Source organism: Aminobacterium sp. MB27-C1 (assembly GCF_030908405.1).
Lineage (GTDB): Bacteria > Synergistota > Synergistia > Synergistales > Aminobacteriaceae > Aminobacterium.
In genome coordinates, this window is the sequence record NZ_CP133089.1 from 1,992,189 (window position 1) to 2,013,361 (window position 21,173).

The 21,173-nt window shown below is 43.0% G+C and carries 17 protein-coding genes; 3 read left to right on the forward strand and 14 right to left on the reverse strand.

Annotation, left to right across the window (positions count from 1 at the left end; genetic code table 11):
- Positions 1-5 precede the first annotated feature (5 nt).
- Together glgP and RBH88_RS09710 are read left to right on the forward strand one after the other, a co-directional pair.
- Positions 6-1,739 (forward strand): alpha-glucan family phosphorylase, encoded by a 1,734-nt coding sequence (gene glgP / locus RBH88_RS09705; protein ID WP_213689918.1) that lies wholly within the window; start codon positions 6-8, stop codon positions 1,737-1,739.
- A gap of 15 nt (positions 1,740-1,754) precedes the next feature.
- Entirely contained in the window at positions 1,755-3,206 is a 1,452-nt protein-coding gene (locus RBH88_RS09710; protein WP_213695683.1) for a glycogen synthase, read from the forward strand.
- Between the two features lie 8 nt (positions 3,207-3,214).
- Here the strand turns inward: RBH88_RS09710 and RBH88_RS09715 are convergent, their stop codons facing one another.
- From RBH88_RS09715 to RBH88_RS09745, 7 genes are all read right to left on the reverse strand, one after another.
- Positions 3,215-3,955 (reverse strand): flavodoxin family protein, encoded by a 741-nt coding sequence (locus RBH88_RS09715; protein ID WP_307879588.1) that lies wholly within the window; start codon positions 3,953-3,955, stop codon positions 3,215-3,217.
- Between the two features lie 37 nt (positions 3,956-3,992).
- Positions 3,993-7,364 (reverse strand): AsmA-like C-terminal region-containing protein, encoded by a 3,372-nt coding sequence (locus RBH88_RS09720; protein WP_307879589.1) that lies wholly within the window; start codon positions 7,362-7,364, stop codon positions 3,993-3,995.
- Positions 7,365-7,411: 47 nt separating this feature from the next.
- Positions 7,412-8,245, reverse strand: a complete 834-nt coding sequence (gene dapF / locus RBH88_RS09725; protein WP_307879590.1) for a diaminopimelate epimerase — start codon at positions 8,243-8,245, stop codon at positions 7,412-7,414.
- Between the two features lie 95 nt (positions 8,246-8,340).
- On the reverse strand, positions 8,341-9,999 hold the full coding sequence (locus tag RBH88_RS09730) for a Na+/H+ antiporter NhaC family protein (protein WP_213695680.1): 1,659 nt from the start codon (positions 9,997-9,999) through the stop codon (positions 8,341-8,343).
- Positions 10,000-10,023: 24 nt separating this feature from the next.
- Positions 10,024-11,463: a YfcC family protein gene (locus tag RBH88_RS09735; RefSeq protein ID WP_213689924.1), complete on the reverse strand. Its 1,440-nt coding sequence runs from the start codon at positions 11,461-11,463 to the stop codon at positions 10,024-10,026.
- Between the two features lie 40 nt (positions 11,464-11,503).
- Positions 11,504-12,796 carry a diaminopimelate decarboxylase gene (gene lysA, locus RBH88_RS09740; protein WP_213689925.1) on the reverse strand — a complete coding sequence of 431 codons (1,293 nt, stop codon included), beginning with the start codon at positions 12,794-12,796 and terminating at the stop codon, positions 11,504-11,506.
- A 344-nt stretch (positions 12,797-13,140) separates the two neighbouring features.
- Positions 13,141-14,337, reverse strand: a complete 1,197-nt coding sequence (locus tag RBH88_RS09745; protein WP_213689926.1) for a PLP-dependent aminotransferase family protein — start codon at positions 14,335-14,337, stop codon at positions 13,141-13,143.
- 127 nt (positions 14,338-14,464) lie between these two features.
- On the opposite strand from RBH88_RS09745, the gene RBH88_RS09750 reads away from it, so the two are divergent.
- A complete protein-coding gene (locus tag RBH88_RS09750; protein ID WP_213699486.1) occupies positions 14,465-15,220 on the forward strand; it encodes a transporter substrate-binding domain-containing protein in 756 nt (251 codons plus the stop codon).
- A 72-nt stretch (positions 15,221-15,292) separates the two neighbouring features.
- Here the strand turns inward: RBH88_RS09750 and RBH88_RS09755 are convergent, their stop codons facing one another.
- Genes RBH88_RS09755 through RBH88_RS09785 form a run of 7 tightly spaced genes read right to left on the reverse strand, consistent with a single transcriptional unit; the run spans position 15,293 to position 21,110 of the window.
- Positions 15,293-16,546, reverse strand: a complete 1,254-nt coding sequence (locus tag RBH88_RS09755) for a nickel-dependent lactate racemase (protein ID WP_213695678.1) — start codon at positions 16,544-16,546, stop codon at positions 15,293-15,295.
- Positions 16,543-17,178, reverse strand: a complete 636-nt coding sequence (locus RBH88_RS09760; RefSeq protein WP_213689929.1) for a response regulator — start codon at positions 17,176-17,178, stop codon at positions 16,543-16,545. Before RBH88_RS09760 ends, RBH88_RS09755 begins: the two co-directional genes overlap by 4 nt.
- Positions 17,175-18,266, reverse strand: coding sequence for a poly-gamma-glutamate system protein (gene pgsW, locus RBH88_RS09765; protein ID WP_213701536.1), 1,092 nt, complete (start codon positions 18,264-18,266; stop codon positions 17,175-17,177). The genes RBH88_RS09760 and pgsW overlap by 4 nt, the downstream gene beginning before the upstream one ends.
- Before the next feature lie 3 nt (positions 18,267-18,269).
- Positions 18,270-18,719 (reverse strand): poly-gamma-glutamate biosynthesis protein PgsC/CapC, encoded by a 450-nt coding sequence (locus RBH88_RS09770; RefSeq protein WP_213701537.1) that lies wholly within the window; start codon positions 18,717-18,719, stop codon positions 18,270-18,272.
- The gene (locus RBH88_RS09775; protein ID WP_213695675.1) at positions 18,712-19,749 is read right to left on the reverse strand and encodes a Mur ligase family protein; all 1,038 of its coding nucleotides are present in this window, start codon (positions 19,747-19,749) and stop codon (positions 18,712-18,714) included. The genes RBH88_RS09770 and RBH88_RS09775 overlap by 8 nt, the downstream gene beginning before the upstream one ends.
- Complete coding sequence (locus tag RBH88_RS09780) at positions 19,710-20,261, reverse strand: manganese efflux pump MntP family protein (protein WP_213689933.1); 552 nt, start codon at positions 20,259-20,261, stop codon at positions 19,710-19,712. Before RBH88_RS09780 ends, RBH88_RS09775 begins: the two co-directional genes overlap by 40 nt.
- A 36-nt stretch (positions 20,262-20,297) precedes the next feature.
- Positions 20,298-21,110 (reverse strand): ZIP family metal transporter, encoded by an 813-nt coding sequence (locus tag RBH88_RS09785; protein ID WP_213701538.1) that lies wholly within the window; start codon positions 21,108-21,110, stop codon positions 20,298-20,300.
- Between the last annotated feature and the right edge of the window lie 63 nt (positions 21,111-21,173).

A 21,173-nucleotide genomic window follows, 5' to 3' on the forward strand; every position in this document is an offset into this window, starting at 1 on the left:
GACCAATGCAGTTTCAGCCTCAAAAAAATTTAGGAAAATCTATACAGGATCTCCTTGAGCAAGATCCCTCCTTTCGAACTGTGGCGTATTTCTCCATGGAAATAGGAATAAAAACATCTATCCCCACATACGCCGGTGGTTTAGGTATTCTCGCCGGAGATATATTAAAAAGCGCTGCAGATATGGGAGTTCCCATGGTTGGAATCACTTTGCTCTATCGAAGAGGGTATTTTGAACAAGAATTTAATAATGAACAATGGCAAACAGAAAAACCTGTTCTTTGGCATCCTGAACAGGAACTTACGCCCCTCCACAATAAAGTTTCTATTAAAATTCAAAATCGGGATGTCAACATACAGACGTGGCTCTACGAAATTGCAGGTTCATCCGGATACTCTATCCCAATATACTTTCTTGATACTGATATAGAGTCAAATCATCCGGAAGATCGTCAACTCTCATGGTATCTTTACGGTGGGGAAACCCTCTACCGCCTATGCCAAGAAATAGTTCTTGGTGTAGGTGGACTTCGAATGTTGCGAGATTTAGGCTACAACAACATAGAAACATTCCATCTCAACGAAGGGCACGCCGGCTTCCTCTCTTTGGAACTCATGAGAGAAATGGGATATTACGATCCGGCAAAAGTCAGAGAACACGTTGTTTTTACAACTCATACCCCTGTAGCAGCAGGGCACGATTTTTTTAAATACGAGCTCATTGAAAAGGTTATGTCTTCAGATGCTTTAACAACACTTAAGAGAATGATTCCTTCAGAGGGCGTCTCTATGACCGAATTAGGCCTTCGATATAGTCGATTTGTAAATGGAGTCTCAAAAAAGCACGCAGAAATAAGCCGTAAACTTTTCAATGCGCCTACAATTCAAAGTGTCACCAATGGAATACATCCTACAACATGGGTCAGTCCTGGGATGAGAAAGCTTCTTTCTCGTCACATTCCGGGTTGGGAAAATGATCCAGGTCGTCTTGTCCAAGCTCTGACTCTTCCCTCTGACGAACTCTGGTCTGTACATCAAGCATCTAAAATGCGACTTCTTGCATATATTCTCGAAGAAACGGGAGTATCTCTCAAATCTGACATTTTAACAATCGGTTTCGCACGTCGAGCTGCTACATATAAACGAGCTGACCTCATTTTTTCTAATCTAAAAAAACTCATAGAGATAGGAACAGGTAAAATTCAGCTTATTTTTTCCGGTAAAGCCCATCCTAAAGACGATGGGGGCAAAGCCCTTATACAAAGAATAATGAATACGTCAAATAAAATCAAAGACTCTATACTCATGGTTTACCTTCCAAATCACACAATGGAGCTTGGTCGTCTTATTACCCAAGGAGTAGATATTTGGCTCAACACTCCACTTCGTCCAAGAGAAGCTTCAGGTACAAGCGGAATGAAGTGTGCTTTAAATGGGGTCATGAATTTTTCTGTTCTTGATGGTTGGTGGATTGAAGGCTGGATAGAAGACGTTACAGGCTGGGCCATTGGCCCAACGCCCAGCGATACAGATCTTCATGCCTATGACGAATCGAAAGACGCCATAGATCTTTACGAAAAACTCGAAAAGAAAATTATCCCTGCCTATTATTCAGATCGGGAGCATTGGATAAGAATGATGAAAAATGCAATCGCGCTGAATGGCAGCTATTTCCATACTCATAGAGTTATAAAAGAGTATTGTGAAAAAGCCTATGGGATTTCATTTCGTGGAATATAAGGAGGTGCTACTTTTATGAAAATTTTGCATGTAGCCAGTGAAGTAGCACCTCTTTCAAAAGTTGGAGGTCTCGGCGATGTTGCCGGTTCTCTTCCCAAAGCTCTCCACAGGCTCGGAGCTGATGTAAGAATCATAACTCCGGCATGGCCTGGCGTTCTCGACAAAGCTCGTGAAGAAGGGAAAAAGATTACTCGCCTTCCTCCTCTTATTCATGTCGCGTTACAGTGGCATGTCATTAGCGCTAAAGTATGGAAAACGATAATAGAAGATGTTCCTATTTATATTATTGAAAATAACTCGCTCTTTGAGAAAATACCTATTTATCCAGATGAACTCACTGTTGAAAGCTCTCTCCCATTTGCTTTCTTTTCTCTTGCTGCTCTTGAACTCGAACAAAAGAGCCGTTGGGATCCCGATATTATCCATTGCCATGACTGGCCTTCGGCCCTCGTCCCTATTAGTTTTAGGTGGCATAAATTTTATCGTACCCAAAAGCCCTATCCTCTAACTGTATTGACCATACACAACATTGCCCATCAGGGAGTGCTTCCTTTTCACGTACTTGAAGAGTGGGGAATCGATACACAGTCATTCTCCATTGATGGTCTTGAATTTTACGGGCATGTCAACCTTCTAAAAGGAGGTATTGTAACTGCAGATAGTGTAACAACAGTCAGTCCGCAATATGCAGAAGAAATTCAAACCCAGGAAATGGGCTTCGGACTTGATGGTGTTATCAAAGAAAATAAAAACAAATTATATGGAATCTTAAATGGAATAGATGATACGTGGTCTCCTGAAAGAGACCCTCTTCTCTCATGTCACTATTCATCTGAAGAGTTAAATGGCAAGAAAAATTGCCGGAAAAACCTTCTGGAACAACTGGGATGGGAAGATGACGAATCTCCGCTTCTTCTTTCAATTAGCCGTTTAGCCATGCAGAAAGGATATGACATACTGATTCCAGCTCTTGATACTATAAGAGATATGGGAATTCGATGTCTTTTTATAGGAAGCGGCAATCCTCTCTTTTCCACTTCTCTGCGTGAAAAAGCCACACTTTACCCAGATCGTATCTCTTTTTTAAACGGTTTTCATGAGAAATTTTCTCACCTTGCCTATGCGGGAGCAGATATGCTCATTATGCCTTCACATTTCGAACCATGTGGCCTCTCCCAGCTCATAGCCCTACGATATGGAACTGTGCCGGTTGCACGAATGACAGGTGGAATTATAGATACGATTCTCGATGCAGATCACTTCTCTGATGGCTACGGATTCACTTTCTCACCATATACAACAGAAGCTCTCGTTAAAACGGTACAACGGGCCCTTGATGCGTTCAAAAATCAGAAACGCTGGGAAGAAATTATGCAACGAGGCATGGTAAAAGATTTTTCGTGGAAAAACTCTTCTCAAAAGTATTTTGACTTGTATCAAAAAATGTTACGCGAAAAAAGGCGGTAGAAAACCTTCTACCGCCCACCATTAACTCCATTAACCTGAAAAATGGAATTCCAATAGTCTGAGAAAAAACGTGCGTACTGTTTATTATCAGCAAGTGGCTTTTCCAATTGAACTCTTATATCGTTAGAAATCTTTGCCGAATGAGCAAATTGTTCCCCCGCTTTTGTCAAAGAAGAAAGATACAAGGAGACGGCATCATGAACCTCTTCATTTTTGTTGTGAAGGAAGTCGGCCTGAGACCTGTACATCTCAAGATCAAGCTGCATTCCTGATATATTTTGTGCCCAACGTTCAAAATAGCTGTGAAGAGGAACAAAAGCCTCTTTTTCAGAGAAACTTCCACTTGCCATAACAATGAGGGAAAGAGGCTTCTCCCTATCTCTGAAAATGAGCTTCACTTGGCCTGTCTCTTCAGAAATTTCAGGCTGGAAGCAGGGCATAAGTCGATCAATAAAAACTCTCATAATAGAAGTCATACCCGAAAAATGAAGGGGAGTGGCAAGCAAAATAGCATCAGATTCTATAACTTTCTTCCGCAACTCCCGCATATCATCCTGCAAAATACAACGCCCAGGGGTCTTTGTCCAACAATAGAGAGACCCTAAGCACGAATGGATAACTTTATCTACAAGCACAACAGAAGATACTTCTGCTCCTCCATTTCGAGCTCCCAACAAGAAATTTTCTATCATAATCGAGGTAGCGCCTCGTCCTCCACGAGGGCTACCATTAAAAGCTACAATTTTCAAACATCCCACCTGCTTTTCACAATAAGTCTTTATAGTGCTATTTCTTTAGTATATTCTTTAAACCTTCCTGAATAGCTTCTTCTAAAAGGTTTTCAGGCTTCTTTTCTGTTTCTCCAGTGGAATCTTTAGGCGGAGCTATCTGCTCTTCAACAGCTGAAGGTTGTGTTCCTTGAGGCGTTGTTTTATCCACTGTCTGAGGCGCCGGAGCTATTTTGACATTAGAAACAGATGGCTTCCCTATCGTTCCGCCTACATTAAAAGAAATATCTCTAAAATCAGATTTTTCAAGTCCAGCTTTTGCTCCTGTAAGAGCTCCCTTCAAGATACCCTCAAGAGATGACGTTCCACCAGCGCCTAAAATACCGGCAACACCTCCGAACAAAGCGTTTAAAACCTGAATATTAGCGTTTCCCTGACATTGAAGAGCTAAAGTTGTATCGAAACCTACAGGCCCTGAAGCTTTAAGGAAACGATATATAGGATCATTCTGGAACGCTGTTGCTTTTGCATTATCGAGTATAATACGTCGCGTTTCAACCCGGAAAGGAGCCACAACTGAAGCAAAACGAATTGCAGATTGGCCATAAAGTGATGCTCCCAGTTTTACCGCTTTGAAGTCACTAATAGAGCCTTCACCTATATGTACCTCTCCTTTACCGTTAAAGCTCAATCCTTTTGCCATGCGCCCTGAAAGCGACACATCGCCCTTAGCTTTGCCGTTAATATGTCCTTCAAGTCCTCCTGTTGCATCTTGCAAGAGAGGATCAACATTTACATTTTCCATATGTACAGATTTTGTAAATGTGCCTTTGGCAAGATCAATTTCACCCTTACCTGAAGCTGTTCCCCCATAAAGTTCTGCGTGCGCATTTGCAAATATAACATTCATACCTTTTAATGTGAAAGGATAAGAAATATTCGAAAGCTTGAGGCCAGCAAAAGATAGAGAAGGAGCTGATAATGATCCTTTCCCCTCACTTGACACTCCAGAAAAAGTTCCATCAAAATCAACGTTAATCGTTCCAGAGGGTTTATACGCAGCCATCTCTTTTACACCGGAAGTAAGAGCAGCCGCATCCAACCCTTTTCCAGAAAGAGAAAGGGTCGCTTCCGGAACATCTTTCTTTAAATTAAACGTTCCTTGAGCGGAGACAGTACCTCCTCCTACAGATGCATTAAAGTTTTTCAACGACATTTTCCCCATGTTGCCTTCCACAGCACCGTTAAGGTTTGTAAAAGCAAAACCAGAGAAAACAGTTCTGGGAGAAGAGAACTCTGCCGATATCGATGGGTTATCGGCCTTACCTTTAACTGCCGTCTTTCCGCTTAATGTTCCAGAGAGAGAGTAGGGAAGCTTTCCTGCCCTCGCCAGCACGGCTAAATCTCCTTCTTTTATTTCAAAAGTAAGATCAAGATCTGCTGGGGCCTTAGGCTGCAATTTCACAGATCCAGAGCCAGATATTTCTCCAGATCCCAAACGAGCCGTAAGTGTACTAAGAGAAATACTCTCTTTCGAGGCATCGATACGAGCCGCTATCTTTTCTGCTCCTACACCTGCAAACCCCAAGGATCCAGCCTTAACATCAAGCTGAACCTGTTTGGGAATCCCCTCTTTCAGAGCGAGATCTGTTTGCAAAGAAAAATCTGCTACATGCCCCTGTTCCATAAAACCTAAACGAGGGGAAACAGCAGAAAGTTGTATCTTCGGAGAAGTTGTCTTTCCTTCTATGCGAGCCGTCGCTGTTACGTTTCCCCGTAAAGCATAATTTTTCAACTCAGGGAAAAAGGGTTCAAGATTTTTAGGGTCAACCTCAGCTGCCTGCACGGTAAGGTTTAAAGAGGGAGAGGGACTTCCCACTCCTGCTATCGCACCTTTACCAGTCATTGGTATGTTACGCCAACGTCCACGAGCCGAAGAGAGAGTCAGCACATCTTTCTCGAAAACAAAGACAACGTTAAGATCATTAAAAGCCTCTTCTCCATAAGAGAGTCGATCAGACCATGTTCTGCCTTCAAGGCGGGGGGCAGTTACAACACCCTTAATACCAACATCAGCGCTCACGGCCCCTTTAGGAACAATTTTCGGGGCTTTAGGAAGAGAAGCTGTTATTTTGCCTACATCTATACTTCGAGCCTTGAAAAGAATATCAAGACGAGGATTTTTTTGTAATTGGCTCACAGATCCGCTTAACGCAAGTGCCCCTCCATCAATAACGGAATTCCCTTTGATTGTTGCTGTGCTTCCCTTGAAAGCCACATTGGCAGACGTATTTTGTAGCTGCTGACCATAAGCTTCTATCTGAGCGGCTTTCAGATCTATATTCCCTGCAAGAGTTGTCGGAGACCCCTTCACAACCACTGAAAAAATATCAACTTTTCCCTTAGCGGAAGCTAATGCTGGAACGGTTTTCTTTAACTCTTCCAAAGAAGCATTTTTCCCTTCCAGTGCGATATCAATAAATGGGGCTTTCCCCGGAACAAAAGCAAAAGCAGCACGCCCACTAAGAGGAAGAGCCAAAGCTGTTCCCTTTAAATCTTCAAGATTCAAACGAAAAGCTTCATACCTCCAATTACTTTCCACTGATTGTACGGGATATCCTGCAAGAGACGTTCCAGAAAAGGAAAGATGACCGGAAAGAATAGGGTTATTCCATATCCCTTCTGCAATGAAGGATGACGAGAAAAGACCATCATAGGCGCTTCCTCGTAATGTGGGCCAAAAAAGAGCAAGCTGAGCTACGTTCAGTTTCTCTATCTCGCCCTTAATGGAAAGGCTTGGAAGAATAGCACCCTTCGCCATTATCCTTCCCTCTCCAATTTTCATATTAAGATCCTTGAATTCAAGAACTTCTTTCTCACGTCTAAGGTTTATTCCACCTTTAATGGGAACGGTATTCATTAATAAATCTACATCGGCTTTTATACCATCTTTGCTTAGATCAAAATCCGTTTGAGCAATAGTTGTCTCTCCCCAAGGAGTATGGACTCTGCCATTTCTAATAGAAAGAGCCTCTATAGGAGCTTCTCCTTCTCCAGGTTTCATCTTTATTGCAGCGAATTCCTTAGAGAGCTTCTCTGCATCAACATCAAGACCATGAATAGTAACCCGAGAAAGTCGGGGTGATCCTGAAAAAACAGACATAAGATTCACTTTTACTCCCAAAGAATCAGCAGAAAGTAATAATGCTCCCTTTTTACTCAGGGTGATTTCATAAAGGTTGTAGCCTTTTAAAGGATTACCTGTAACGCTTTCAATAGCCAAATCAGCACCAAGAATTTCAGAGACAGCTGTTGTCGCTTCCCGTCTGACAATATCTCCACCAACGTTCATACTCCCTATGATAAGAAGTATTCCGACAACTCCAACGGCTATAAAAAGCGCGAGTGTCATTTTTTTACTTCGCTTCATTTATTACACCTCCTTATACGCCACAAAAAACGTTTTTCCGTTTTTCTCTACGCCAGGCACTCATCATAAAGTTTTCCTTCGGCTACCATAACAGCCTTGCCTTTAAGGTAGGTTTTACAATAATTTCGCTTTTCATCAAAGGAAAAAGAAACCCAGTTGTCTCCCCCTGGATTATGCACATGTATAGGAGAAGTCATTTCCAACACAATAGATGCCGCTACGGCAGAAGCCGCAGACCCCGTTCCACAAGAGAGAGTCAGATCTTCAACTCCACGCTCGTATGTCACTACCTTGAGTTCAGATTCTCCTACTCGCTGAATAAAGTTAACATTTGTTCCGTTGGGGAAACGTTGTGTATCATAACGAACAGTTCGCCCGATTTCGACTAACGTCTCTCTTGAAAAATCTGTAATATTTTCTATAAAAAGAACGCAGTGAGGAACGCCTACGATCAGATAGACAAAAGGAAATGTCTCACCACCTACATTCAGGCTTTCTCCCCAAAACCCCTCTGATAAATCAACATTCCCCATATCGAGTTCCACAAAGGGAGCTTCAACTTTAGCGCGAATAGGGCCTGCCAAGGTTTCAAAAGACATACTTTCTCCCGCTAATTTTTTTTCCCAAGCATAACGAGCAATACATCGAGCCCCATTTCCACACATTTCGCCCTCAGAGCCATCCCTATTAAAGAGACGCATTCTAAAATCTTCATGCTCCGATTTCTCAACAACTAAAAGGCCGTCAGCACCAACAGACTCGCAACGTCGACAGATACGTTCTGCCAATTGCGAGAGAGCTAATGTCCCCATCTGATTGTCTCTATTATCAATAACAACAAAATCGTTGCCATTACCCTGCATTTTTGTAAATTCTAACATAACCGACACCTCGTATTCTGCATTAAAAATGGCAGAGGAATCTCTCCTCTGCCATTATTGTACCGTACCAATTAAAAGTTCGCGTCAGTAAAAACTCAGGCTTTTTCTTCGATTGGTTTCGAAACAAAGAAGAAAAGAGAACATGACGCAACTGCTCCCAAAACGAGAGAGAAGAAAACAGGAAGTCCGAAACCAATGAGGACATACCCTGCTGCCGCTCCTGCCGCAGCCACAAAAGCATAGGGAATCTGAGAGTTCACGTGATCAACGTGGTCAGAACCACTGAACATGGAACTCATGATTGTAGTATCAGAAATGGGACTGCTGTGATCTCCCCACACGGCGCCAGCAAAGACAGCTCCAATCGTAGGAAGTAATATTTCAATAAACCCTGCATCATGAATTTGCGTAACGTTATAAACGAGTGGAACAACTATTGGCATAAGTACGCCCATGGTTCCATATGATGTTCCCGTACAGAATGAAATGATAGCGCCAGTAAAGAAAGTCAAAAGCGGAATCCATGCTGGCGAAAGGGCATTTCCTGCTATTCTGACTATGTACTGAGCTGTTCCTACCTCTTTAATAGCCGATCCGATAGCCCAGGCAAAGATAAGGATCAGGGTTCCAAAGAAAATAGAACTCATTCCTTGCATGAAACCGGCGAAAAGTCTGTTCCAGGAAGCTAGTCTCTGAGCTTTAAAGAAAACGAGGGTAAGGAAAACAGCGCCGAAAGACCCCCAAACCAAAGCCTTTGAACTGTCGCCTTCTCCTACAGCCGTAGCCAAAGAGACATTTGGCCACCCGCCGGTAACAATAAGCATGAGGAAAATCAACCCAACCATAAATGCGAGGGGAACCAAAAAATTAACAATGCGTCTCGGCGTTCCTTCCTCTGGTTCGAAATCTGCATGCTTAGTTGTAATAAGAGGTTTTGCTCCCTCCCGAAGAACCTGCCCCGTCTGTCTGGCTCTCCGCTCTGCATGAAGCATAGGTCCCATATCTCGCTGTGTATAAATAACAAAGGTTAAAAGCACAAGGGCAATAATGTTATAAAACACATATGGAATAGAACGAAGATATGCTACATACGGAGAGTAGCCTATCTCAAGAGCATTAAACTGATTACCAATCTGTCCAACCATATAGGCAACCCATGAAGAAATACCTGCAATACAGGCAATAGGAGCCGATGTCGAATCAACGATATACGACAATTTTTCTTTAGAAATCCGATATTTATCAGTAATAGGACTCATTGTCGTTCCCACAACGAGCGTATTGACGTAATCTTCGAAGAAGATGATAAAACCTGCAAGTTCGGTAACGAGCATTGCTCCGCGAACACTCTTGATCTTCTTGGTAATCCATTGAACAGTGGCTTCAATACCACCGCCAATTTGCATTATCCCTACAAGTCCGCCCATGGTAAGGCTGGTAAGTACAATTCTGGCTCCCCAAGGATCACCTAAATTATTCCACAGCAACTCCACAGCTTTTCCAAAACCTACAATAGGGTTCCATCCTGCCATCATCGTTCCTGCAAACCATGCACCAATAAAAAGAGAAGGAATTACCTCCTTTGAAAGAATACAGAGCCCTATGGCAATAAGAGGAGGCAACAAAGAAAGGATTCCGAAGTCAGGCTTGACCTCACCTTCCGCTGCCCATGCGATCCCGGTCATAAACAGCAACCCCAGAATTGCTGATACACTCAGGATAAAAACTCTTTTGCCTCTGTTTCTCTCGTCCATCACCATACCTCCCTTATTTAAGAGTTAGTACCCTATTACCTGTGCAAGAGCGAGAAGTCCCATTTGAATAAGATACGCAAATCCAAAAAGAGGAACAAAAAATTTCCACCATTGATCTAACGTTACATGTGCAATACCACACATAATTACGATATTGGCTGATGTAGGGAAAAGAAGATTGGAAAATCCATCGCCATACTGGAAAGCCAGAATTGCTGTCTGCCTTGTCACGCCTAAAATATCAGCCAAAGGCGCCATGATCGGCATTGTAGTTGCCGCCTGTCCAGACCCGGAAGGAATAAAGAAGTTAATGAGAGTCTGCGTTATAAGCATGCCCTGCGCCGATATAAAACGAGGCAACCCTGAAAGAGGTAAAGAAAGACCATATATAACGGTATCTATAACATTTCCCTCTGCCAATACAACCAATACGCCTCGCGCCAGTCCCACTACAAAAGCTCCACCCACAACATCACTGCATGCACTTGCATATTCTTTCGCTATTTTGTTTGGAGACCAACCAGCTACAAGTCCACTTGATATTCCCATGGTTAGGAAGAGACCACAAAGCTCGTTGAATCCCCACCCCAATTTAAGTGTTCCGTAAACAAGAAGAACCATCGTTACTGCAACAATGGCCAAAACACCTTTGTCTCGCCATGTTGTCGTGTTGCTCATTATTTCTTCTCTGTTCATCGCGATATGGCTAAAATCGGTTCCATTTACAATGCTTAATTCTGGATTTCTTTTTACCTTTCGAGCATATCGAAGAGTCCACCAGATAGCAATCGCAGTAAAAAGAGCCCAATGGAAAAATCTAAAGCCAAGCCCCGAAAAAAGAGGAACCTCAGAAACTTTCTGTGCAATTCCAACAGTGTAAGGATTGGTCATGGATGCTGCAAAGCCAACACCGGTAGAGAGACCGACAATGGCTAATCCCACCATGGCATCGTATCCCAGCGCAATCGCCAAACCTACAAAAAGAGGAATAAAACCATAAAACTCTGAAAACATCCCAAAAAGAGATGCGCCAAGACTGAATACGATAGAGAACAAAGGAATCAGAAGAACATCCTTCCCCTGCGTTACGCGTAACAACCAACCGACAAAACTGTTCATTGCTCCTGTCCGGACAACAATGCAAAAAGACGCATACGGCAGAAAAACAAGGAAAATAATGTCAGCAGCAGCAACCATTCCCTTATAAATTGAAATCATCGTTTCAAAAGGACTTACAGGCGACGATTCAACGGTATGATAGCTTCCCGGCACAAGAACTTGGCGTACCTGATTAGGGCCTATTTCCATAGCTTGTCTGTCAAATTGCCCTGCTGGCAGAAGATGAGTCAGAACGGCAGCCAGACAGATCATGATAAAAAGCAATACAAAGACGTGAGGAAGTTTAAACTTCTTTCGTGTTCCGGTACTTGTTTCAGTATTCGTGTCGGTGTTTGTGTCGGTCATTCTTTACATCCTTTCCGTTATATATTGATAAGAAATATTTTTAGAGCAAATGTTGAGGAATACCCTCTCCCAAAAGGAGGTCATCGTAGCTTTGACGATTCACAATAACGTGAGATTCTCCATTACGAACAAGAACAACAGCTGCTCTCGGAATACGGTTATAATTACTCGCCATAGAGAAGTTGTATGCGCCTGTATTAAATACCGCTAAAATATCGTCACGGCTGATGGTGTTAGCAACAAAAACTTCTCGCATTAACACGTCACCAGACTCACAACATTTACCTACAACTGTTACTTTTTTCTCAGCAGGTTCATCGGCTTTATTGGCAACAACTCCCCAATACTGAGCTCCATATAGGGCTGGTCTTGGGTTATCTGTCATTCCTCCATCCACACCGACATAGGTAATGCCCCCAGGAACATCCTTTATGCTCCCGACTCTGTACAGAGTGATGCCAGCTTCAGATACGATCCATCGACCTGGCTCAATAATGATCATGGGACGAACAAGCCCTGCCTTTTCACACTCTGTTGTTACGTGAGACATAATGGGATCGATAAAGTATTTGAGAGTGGTTCTCGTATCTCCCTGATGTTGAGGAACGCCAAACCCTCCGCCTATATTGAGTTCTTCTGTAACAAACCCCAGTTGTTTGAACATCAGATTCATTTCATTCACTAAAGCATCTACGGCCAAAACATGAGAACGATTACTCTGAAGTTGAGAGCCTACATGGAAATGGAATCCTTTAAGTTCAAGAAGATCGGAAGCCATGATCCGGCGAATCGTTCGCAGCAACGTATCACCAGCTAGCGAAAAGCCAAACTTGGATGTGGTATGTCCTGTAGCAATATATTTATGGGTTTCTGCATCAACTCCTGGAGCCACCCGAAGAAGAAGAATTGCTTTTTTGCCTCTTCGTCGTGCCGCTTCCTCGATAATATCTATTTCAGACTCGCTATCTGCAACAATACGTCCCACCCCGGTTTCCAAGGCAAGCTGAAGCTCTTCCAACGTTTTGTTGTTTCCGTGGAATACTGTTCTTTCCATGGGGAAACCGGCCCTATAAGCCGTATAAATCTCTCCTCCGGAAACAACATCAAGCCCCAATCCCTCACTGGCAATAATTTTGGCCATAGCCATAGTAAGAAAGGCTTTGCTCGCATAGACAGCTTTTGTGTTGGGATATTTATGAAGAAAATCTTCCTTCACTTCATGGCAACGCTCACGTATTGCTGTTTCCGAAAGCACATAAAGCGGCGTGCCAAAAGTATTGGCAAGCTCTACAGTATCGCAACCATCAAAAACCAAATGTTCCCTCGAACTCATTTTGTTTCCTCCTCAATATAAAAAAAGGACTCGTCCCCGAAGGGACGAGTCCTTGTACTCGCGGTACCACCCTGCTTAGATACATACACGTATCTCGCTCTGGTCTTATAACGGAGACTACCCGGGAACGTACTCCAGATATGGCTCTATCTTTTCCGCTCCAGCTCCACAGGTTTTAAGCTCTTCAGCCGTGATAAGAACACCTCTCAGTCCATCGAATGTTCATCCCTGGTATCACGATATGCCAAATGCGCGCCCTGTTTCATCGCTGTTTCTTAAAAACATTTGGAGGTATTATAACGAACCCACTTTACTACGTCAACATAGTGTTTGAATTTATCTTTTTAACAGAATTCTCTGAAAGCTTCAGCAATCCTTTCTATTCCCGTAGACATCTCACCAGCTTTTACCTTTGCAAAGGAGAGACGTATAAAGTGTTTCCCTTCCTCTGGAAACGCGAAGAAAATTTCTCCTGGGATAACGGCAACCTTGTGCTCTTTTGCAGCAAAACGGGCAAAAGCCACTCCATCTATCTTTTTATTTTCTCCCCAAAAAAAGAAACCACCATGGGGAAGAGAAAAGGAAAAGCCTAAGGGGGTTAAATATTTGGAAATCGCCTCGGCCATAGCATCTCTCCGCTCTTTATACTCATCTCTGAGTGAATGAAGATGTTCGTCAAAAGAAGGCTGTGATACCACAAAAAAGACAATTCTCTGCAAAAGCGCCGAAGATCCCAGTTCAAGAGTCAGACGTAGCTGAACAGCTTTTTCCATAACCTCAGGAGGTAAAACCATCCATCCGCAACGAAGTCCTGGCGCTACAATTTTAGAGAAGCTGCCAAGATAAATTACAGGATCATCTTCTTCTGCAATACTAAGATAAGTGGCCTCAGGCTGGCTATCAAACCACAACTGTCTATATGGATCATCCTCAACAAGAGTCACCCCATACTTTTTCAAAAGAGCCAGAATTTCTCTTTTTCGTTTTAAAGAAGTGCTTGCCCCTGATGGATTCTGAAATGTAGGGATCGTATAAAAAAAGGCTACTTTTTCTTTTTTTAAAACTTTCTCAAGTCGCATAGGGTCAGGTCCCTCTTCATCTATGGGAACGGTAAGAAAACGAGCCCCCTCTTTTTCAAAGGTCAGCATTGCTTCTGGATAGGAGGGGTTTTCAACAATAACGACATCCCCATCTTTCAGAAAAAGCTGCGAAAGAATATTCAATCCCTGCTGAGAACCAGTAGTCAAAAGAATGCGATCTTCGCCTGGAGCTTCTAAAACAAGTTTTTCATCAGCCATCCAATCAGAAACCCATTTACGCAGCAAAGGATCGCCTGCTGTATGGGGATAAGCCAAAACAGACATATCGTTCAGTGCCTCATTGAACCCTTGTTTAATAACTTCAACCGGATAGAGGTCTTCGGAAGGTTGACCTGCAGCGAAAGAGATAGTTCCTGGACGAGAAGCATAAACCATCATTTCCTGAATCCCCGATGGTTGTAGCTTTTGAGCGCGGGCGTTAAAGAGAGATTCCCAATGCATAATAACAATCACCTCAACATAAAAATTCACTTGACAGAGATGATAAATCTGATACCATCTCTCCATAAACTTTAAAACATATTTTTATCAATCTGTAAACCTTTGTTTAAGGTGGAGGTGTAGGAAATTGAAAAAAATTATCGTTTCAGTACTATTTCTTTATTTGTTCGTTCTCTCACCCATTTCTGCGCATGCTAAGGTTCTAGATAAAGATACCATAGTTATAGGAACAGAGAGCACATATCCCCCCTATGAATTTCGGGATGAAAAGAACAATCTTCAGGGATTTGACATTGAACTTATGGAAAGTATTGCAAATAAACTCGGGAAAAAGATTGAGTGGGTAGATATGCCCTTCGATAGTCTTATCCCAGCGCTACTAGCCCATAAGATCGATATTGTCGCCGCAGGAATGAGCGCAACCCCCGAACGAGCCAAACGAGTAGCTTTTTCTACCCCCTATGAAATATCTATGAGCGCTTTTTTAGCAAAAACTGAGAACACTTCGCTCAAAACACTAAACGACATGAAGGGGAAAATTATAGCTGTTCAGCTTGGAACTGTTCAAGAAACTTTTTCTCGCACAATAGAAGGAGCAAACGTAAAGACCTTCCAAAAATTTGATGATTGTGTGAGAGAAGTTACGCTGGGAAGGGCTGATGCTACATTGATGGATGTTCCAGTAGCTAAAAAATTCCTCGATCAAAAAGATTTTGACGGTAAAATTTCTATCGCATTTGAACAAGAAATTACTGGAGCTGGCAAAGCGCTAGCTATTCATCTTGAAGAAAAAGACTTTTTAGATGCTGTAAATGGAGCCCTTAACGAAATGCAAAACTCTGATGAGCTGGAAAATCTCAGAAACAAATGGTTTAAACAATAAACTAAATAGAAACACACGAAGAAAGAACACAGGGAGGCACACTTTATTTTATGTGCTTCCCTTTATTATTTATTATTTTCTTCTTACTGTCACACAATTTCCTGCAGGAACGCACAAAGCAGGACCCACTGGAATCTTTTTTTCGATCCATTCCAAAGCCTCTTTTTCATTGGTAAAAACTTCCCCTGGAAAAGGCAGGTCAGAACGATCCGAAACAAGTGCCGCTGGATGCCCCTTAAGGTCTGCCACTATTTTCGAAGCAATAAAAGCAGGAATGGAAAAATTTTGTTGCAATTTCTGCATAGCCCTCTCGGGCTCTTCTATAGCAAGGCGAAAATCTTCGCCGAAAGTTCCTGGTCCAGCGCCATCTTCAAGACCTGCAAAAAGGACTAGACCTCCTTTGGAATCCAGTGCATGAAGTACGGCTGAAATAGCTTTTGTCGATTGGTATAGATCAATATCGTATGGATAGCCACCACACGAAACCAGAACCAAAGACGCTTTTTCAGATATCCAAAGGGTCTGAAGCTGTTGCGCCAACTCTGTTCCTTTCAACCATGCCTGGAAAGGATCTCCTGCTACATAACAATATGGGTTCCCATTTTCATCAGGAATCACATTTAGCAAAAATCCTTTTCGTTCAGAAAAAACTATTTGTGCATACTCCTCCATATCTTCAGCTACGGGATTGCCCTTTAATGCTCCGCACTGAACAGAAGAAGCAATTGTCGCGCCCACAAGAGAAAGTGCATGGTTATGCTGAATGGCTTCTGCTCCTGATATACCGGGAAGCAGTGCCTTACGACCACCGCTGAAACCAGCAAGATCGTGATAGGCTATTCCGCCAATGGGAACAATCAAGTCAGCCCTGGCCACAGATTGGTGCAAAATCACAGGAGTTCCACGAGAAGTCACATCTCCAGTTCTGACTCCCTGAGTACTGTCATGGCAAAGAATTTTGTCACCACTCAATGGTATATCTTCAAGAAGCATTTGTATTTCGTTCTTTGTAGGTAATCTATGCTGCCCTCCGCCAATAATCCACGTCACCGGCATACGACCGCCTTCGCGTAGTTCTCTTCGAATAGCCTGAGCCATACGTGGAACATCTTGCCAAGAACGGGTTGCATCAGGAATAACAACAGTAATATCTGAAACTTCTCTAGCCATATTACGCAAAAGAGGACTCTCGCACGGAAGAGCCAAAGCTTTCTCTGGAGAATTAGGGATTGGACGGTTTCCCAGAATCTGAGTTTCCAATATTGGCCGTTCTAAAGAGATATCAAGAGTTCGACGGCCAAGAGCAAAACTGTGAAGAGATTTCATACTGTTTTAAGTCCACCTTTCCATTCATAAAACGTTTTAGGACGCCCAGGACGACCATCCAAAGAAGCAGATACACGCACTACCATTCCCCGATCGGCTAGAAAATCGAGATACCTATGGGCAGTCACATAAGCAAGTCCGGTCTGAGCTGCGACTTCATCACAATCCATAGCTTCCTTATTTCGCTTAACACAATATATAACTTCCCTCATAGTATCGACACTAATGCCTTTTTTACGTATATCCCAATTCAGCTGCTCCCTATAGCTAACCAACTTTTCATGTAATCGCAAACGAGCTCTGAAATCTGAGAGCCGTAACGGTTTTATAATAAAATCATCAGCTCCTACCAATAAGGCCCTTGAAGCCGTATCTTCTTCTTCTGTTTCTGATAAAGCAATGAGAACCACTTTTTCCGAAAGATCCCTCGCTTTTTGTATAAGCTGATACCCACTAACAATGGGCATTTTAATATTCAAGAGAAGGATATCTATTTCATCATCACGTATCCAAGCAAGAGCTTCTTCGGGATCAACTGTAGCGTAAAAACGCCACTCTTCTGCTTCCGCCATTTTTTCAAGCTGGTAGAGAACTTTCCGATCGTTGTCTATAGCTCCCAAATATAGAGTCACTTTTCTTCTCCCCCATTTTTCTTGTCACAAAAGAGCATCCATCTTCGATGAGAAAACAAAACCCATCCGCCCAAGAAAACGCCAAGTAAAGAAAAAAACCAACTTTTTTGAGATGCCATCTCTTTCGAAGGAGAGGAATTATACGGGATACCATATTTTAGGCTCAAATCATGAAGATTGAGAAAATGGAAGACAGGGTACCCTGCAGAGAGAGCCCGACCTATAATGCCATCTCCTGCGTTTTCTCTTCCAGAAGGAAGATGTAAACCTCCTGAGAGAGTCAAGATTTCATCATCATTACCCATATTTGCATGAGAACCACCTATGCTCATCACAAGTTTGGGAACAAAGTTTTCTACAATATTCATCTTCTTTTCTATCATTTTTTCGAGATTCTCTTCACGTAGAAGGGGCACACCTTCCCTTTCCGCCGCTTGAATCATTATCTCTACCCCTTCAGGAGCAATTCCTCCTCCATTTTCGTCATCACCGCCAAGGGTATAGTAATTAGCTTTCGTATGTAATAATCCGTTTTTTCTAAGTTCTTCTGCCATTATGGGCCAAGGAATTTCAGGCACATTGGCACCCCATGTTGACGATCCCAACGAGACGATAAGAAGCACGTTTAGTTTTCGATATTCCGCAGCTTTCAATGCATTAAGCAATAATCCCGGGAAAGAGGATGAAGAAAGTATTGCCACTGGATCTCCTTCTTTCAACCCCATACTATCAAATTTTCTAAGAATGGTCACAGACCAGCCAGGATGACACGCTGTTCGCTTAGATTCAAGACTTCCTAGAGTCGTCGAAAGAGGACTCCACTCCACACCTATAAGTCCAAGTTTCCACGGATCTGCTCCCCCTGCTCCTATCTGTTGATCTTCTCGCAACTGCCAGATATAAAGTTCTGCTTGACGGACATCGTTCCATAATCGCATTTCTTCAGAGGAAAATCCCCAGCGTCTCGGCAAAAACCATAAGAGCACAAGAACAAAAGCCAAAAATAAAAGACGCATACGACTTTTCAAAACAAAGGCTCGTTGTTTCTTCAGATAATCGTTTAAAGACGGGATATGTTCTTCGTTCATAACTTATATCGACCTCTCTAAAAGATGCCCTAAACCAACCAATACATCAAAAGACATCGCCGTAAGCAAAGTCACGATAACCGCTCCAATAAGGGTCTCCCCTATCCCTTGGCGTTGCATATCGGCTGCTAAAAGGCCAGGAACCACCCAGCCAAGCCAAAGAGATGTAGAGGGGAAGAAAAGATCGAGAAGTACTTTACATCCCAAAGCCATGAGCATTGCCAGTGCAATGCGCTGTCGACCATATATACCCGTAAAACGGACAATTATCTCAAGAAGTAAAGCAAGAAAAAGTGCCGTTCCTATAGCTATTCCTACAGAAAGAGGATTTCCTAACTGAAGGGCGATAAAACCTGGGGTAATAATTCCACCACAAGAACGTCCCGTTCGACGATAAAAAAGCATTCCTAAAGCAATTCCTATCCCTATTGTCGCAAACTGAAGATTATGCATGTTTACACCTTTTATATGTATATTCAAGAAGATATTCGAGTGGTAGACCTGCCACATTTCCGCATCCTAATACTCGTTTTTTCTGCCTCATAAAACTCGCGAATTCTTGTGTAGATACCATTTTTATATATTCAATCCCCTCATGACCACAAAAGGGACGAGCCCCCATTAAATAGACTTTCTTCCAATCTTTTCGCCTAAGCCAAGGGAGAAAAGCTTTTAATCGCTCAGGTCTATCCCTTCGATTGTTGAAAAGAAGAGTCGTATCCTCCACGGGCCATCGAAGACTTTCAAAAAGTCGCTGCGTTGTCTCTACATCATTGGCTGAAAAAGCAACTGCTAAAATATTTTCTCCAAACTTTATTTCCTGAAAATCTGCTATATCAGGGAGAAGACGCGTCATTGCTTCTTCTCCCAATTTGGGATCAAGCCCCAAAAAAGAAAGAATATCTCTCACTATCGCCATGTTTTCTTCTTTCCACATAACACATGTTTCAAGAGAAGAAAATGCAGCTATATGTATTTGACATTGTTTTTGAGTCAAAACGCTGAGTAGCAAAGGAGACGAGGATGTTGATTCAGGAATAAAAACAGTACTCTTCCGCGGAATTCCCTGGGTGAGAGCTAAGACAGCCCCCTCCTCTCCTGGTCCCCATGCATCCTGATGATCTGACCGCACGTTGGTTATGACAAAAATGGGATTTTTAAGCCAACATGATGGAAGTTTCTGAAGTTCTGGCGCTACCGCGCTATTTTCCAAAACAACTGCTTCTGCATGAGGAGGAAGAGAACGAAGCCACCAGCGCATCTCTTCTACATGCCCCCCCGCACTTCGCAAAATAGCTCTTTCTCCAAAAGGAGACAGTTCCCTAGGAACAACGCCAGTAATTCTCGCCCATGTCTGAAGCCCATAGGAAGAAAGGGCGCAAAACAATAATCTTGCTACACTACTTTTTCCACGGCTTCCTGTTACAACAATTTGTATCTGGGTCATATTGAGGTTAGCAGAATTCTCAACCCAATGGAGCACAAAACGACTCCGCCAACAATTTCAACATACTTGCCAAGAAAACGTCCTGCCTGGAACCCCAAGAATACACCTGCCGTTGATAGACAACCGGTGATAACACCTGCGGGAACAGCCAAGATCATAACAGGTCCTTTCAAGGCTGCTACACCGATACCAGCAGCTAACGCATCAATAGAGGTAGCTATAGCCAAAGAAAGGAGAGTCAATCCATGAGTACTATCTTTCCCTTCGCATGTCTCTTCCTTTCTCGATTCTCTGATCATATTGACACCAAGAATAAAAAGGATAATAAAGGCAACCCAATGGTCGTAAGCTTCTATAAAAGAAAGTAACCGTATTCCCATAACCCATCCCAAAACGGGCATTAAAAACTGGAAACCACCACAGGCAGCCCCCATTCGAAACGCCGGGCCGGGACTTAACAGAGGTAAACATGCCCCCACGCCAAGCGACACAGCAAAGGCATCCATAGAAAGAGCCGCTGCTGTCAACAAAAGCTCTATAATTGACATTATCTTCCGTCCCTTCAAAACCAGCTTTTTATTATTTTACCCTAAAGCCACATCTAATATCATCATTATAGTGAAACCCAAAAGGACTCCCATTGTAGCCTGATCTCCATTACCTCCCTGTTGTGATTCAGGAATAACCTCTTCTACAACAACAAAAATCATGGCTCCAGCTGCAAAAGCCAAAGCATATGGTAAAATCGGTCTGGCTGCAACAACAGCGATAGCGCCCAAAACTCCGAAAATAGGTTCCACTATACCTGAAAGCTGCCCGTACCAAAAGCTTTTTAATGGAGAAAACCCCTCCCGTCGCAATGGCATGGAGACAGCCATTCCTTCAGGGAAGTTTTGAATGCCAATTCCCAAGGCAAGAGCAATGGCTCCTGCCAGCGAGGCAGAAGGGATACCATAGGCGACAGCCCCAAACGCCACTCCTACAGCCATTCCTTCAGGAATATTGTGAAGAGTGATGGCCAAAACAAGCAATGTTGTTCTTTTCCATGTCGTAGCAATTCCTTCGGCTTCTTGACGAGGCTGTCCCAAGTGAAGGTGAGGCAATAAACGGTCTATGATTCTGAGGAAAATACCTCCGAAGAGAAAACCTATAGCAGGAGGGAGCCACGGCCGCATCCCCATTTCCGAGGACATATCAATGGCAGGAGCAAGTAAAGACCAATAACTGGCAGCAATCATAACGCCAGCAGCAAATCCCAGCATAATATCGAGCATCTTCTGACTGGGATTTTTTCGTAAAAAAACAGCAGCAGAACCAAGAGCAGTTAATCCCCAAGTAAAGAGAGTGCCAATGAGAGCTTGTACAACAGGACTCAGTGATATAAAGAAATCAAACACCGTTCTCACTCCATTTCTCTGTAATAATACGTGCCTCTAATACAGTGAAAAAGCTGCTGTATA

Coding starts and splice junctions, on each gene's coding strand:
- glgP (WP_213689918.1), top strand. CDS start 6: ATGCAGTTTCAGCCTCAAAAAAATTTAGGAAAATCTATACAGGATCTC.
- RBH88_RS09710 (WP_213695683.1), top strand. CDS start 1,755: ATGAAAATTTTGCATGTAGCCAGTGAAGTAGCACCTCTTTCAAAAGTT.
- RBH88_RS09720 (WP_307879589.1), bottom strand. CDS start 7,364: ATGAAGCGAAGTAAAAAAATGACACTCGCGCTTTTTATAGCCGTTGGA.
- dapF (WP_307879590.1), bottom strand. CDS start 8,245: ATGTTAGAATTTACAAAAATGCAGGGTAATGGCAACGATTTTGTTGTT.
- RBH88_RS09730 (WP_213695680.1), bottom strand. CDS start 9,999: ATGGACGAGAGAAACAGAGGCAAAAGAGTTTTTATCCTGAGTGTATCA.
- RBH88_RS09735 (WP_213689924.1), bottom strand. CDS start 11,463: ATGACCGACACAAACACCGACACGAATACTGAAACAAGTACCGGAACA.
- lysA (WP_213689925.1), bottom strand. CDS start 12,796: ATGAGTTCGAGGGAACATTTGGTTTTTGATGGTTGCGATACTGTAGAG.
- RBH88_RS09745 (WP_213689926.1), bottom strand. CDS start 14,337: ATGCATTGGGAATCTCTCTTTAACGCCCGCGCTCAAAAGCTACAACCA.
- RBH88_RS09755 (WP_213695678.1), bottom strand. CDS start 16,546: ATGAAATCTCTTCACAGTTTTGCTCTTGGCCGTCGAACTCTTGATATC.
- pgsW (WP_213701536.1), bottom strand. CDS start 18,266: ATGAACGAAGAACATATCCCGTCTTTAAACGATTATCTGAAGAAACAA.
- RBH88_RS09770 (WP_213701537.1), bottom strand. CDS start 18,719: ATGCATAATCTTCAGTTTGCGACAATAGGGATAGGAATTGCTTTAGGA.
- RBH88_RS09780 (WP_213689933.1), bottom strand. CDS start 20,261: ATGTCAATTATAGAGCTTTTGTTGACAGCAGCGGCTCTTTCTATGGAT.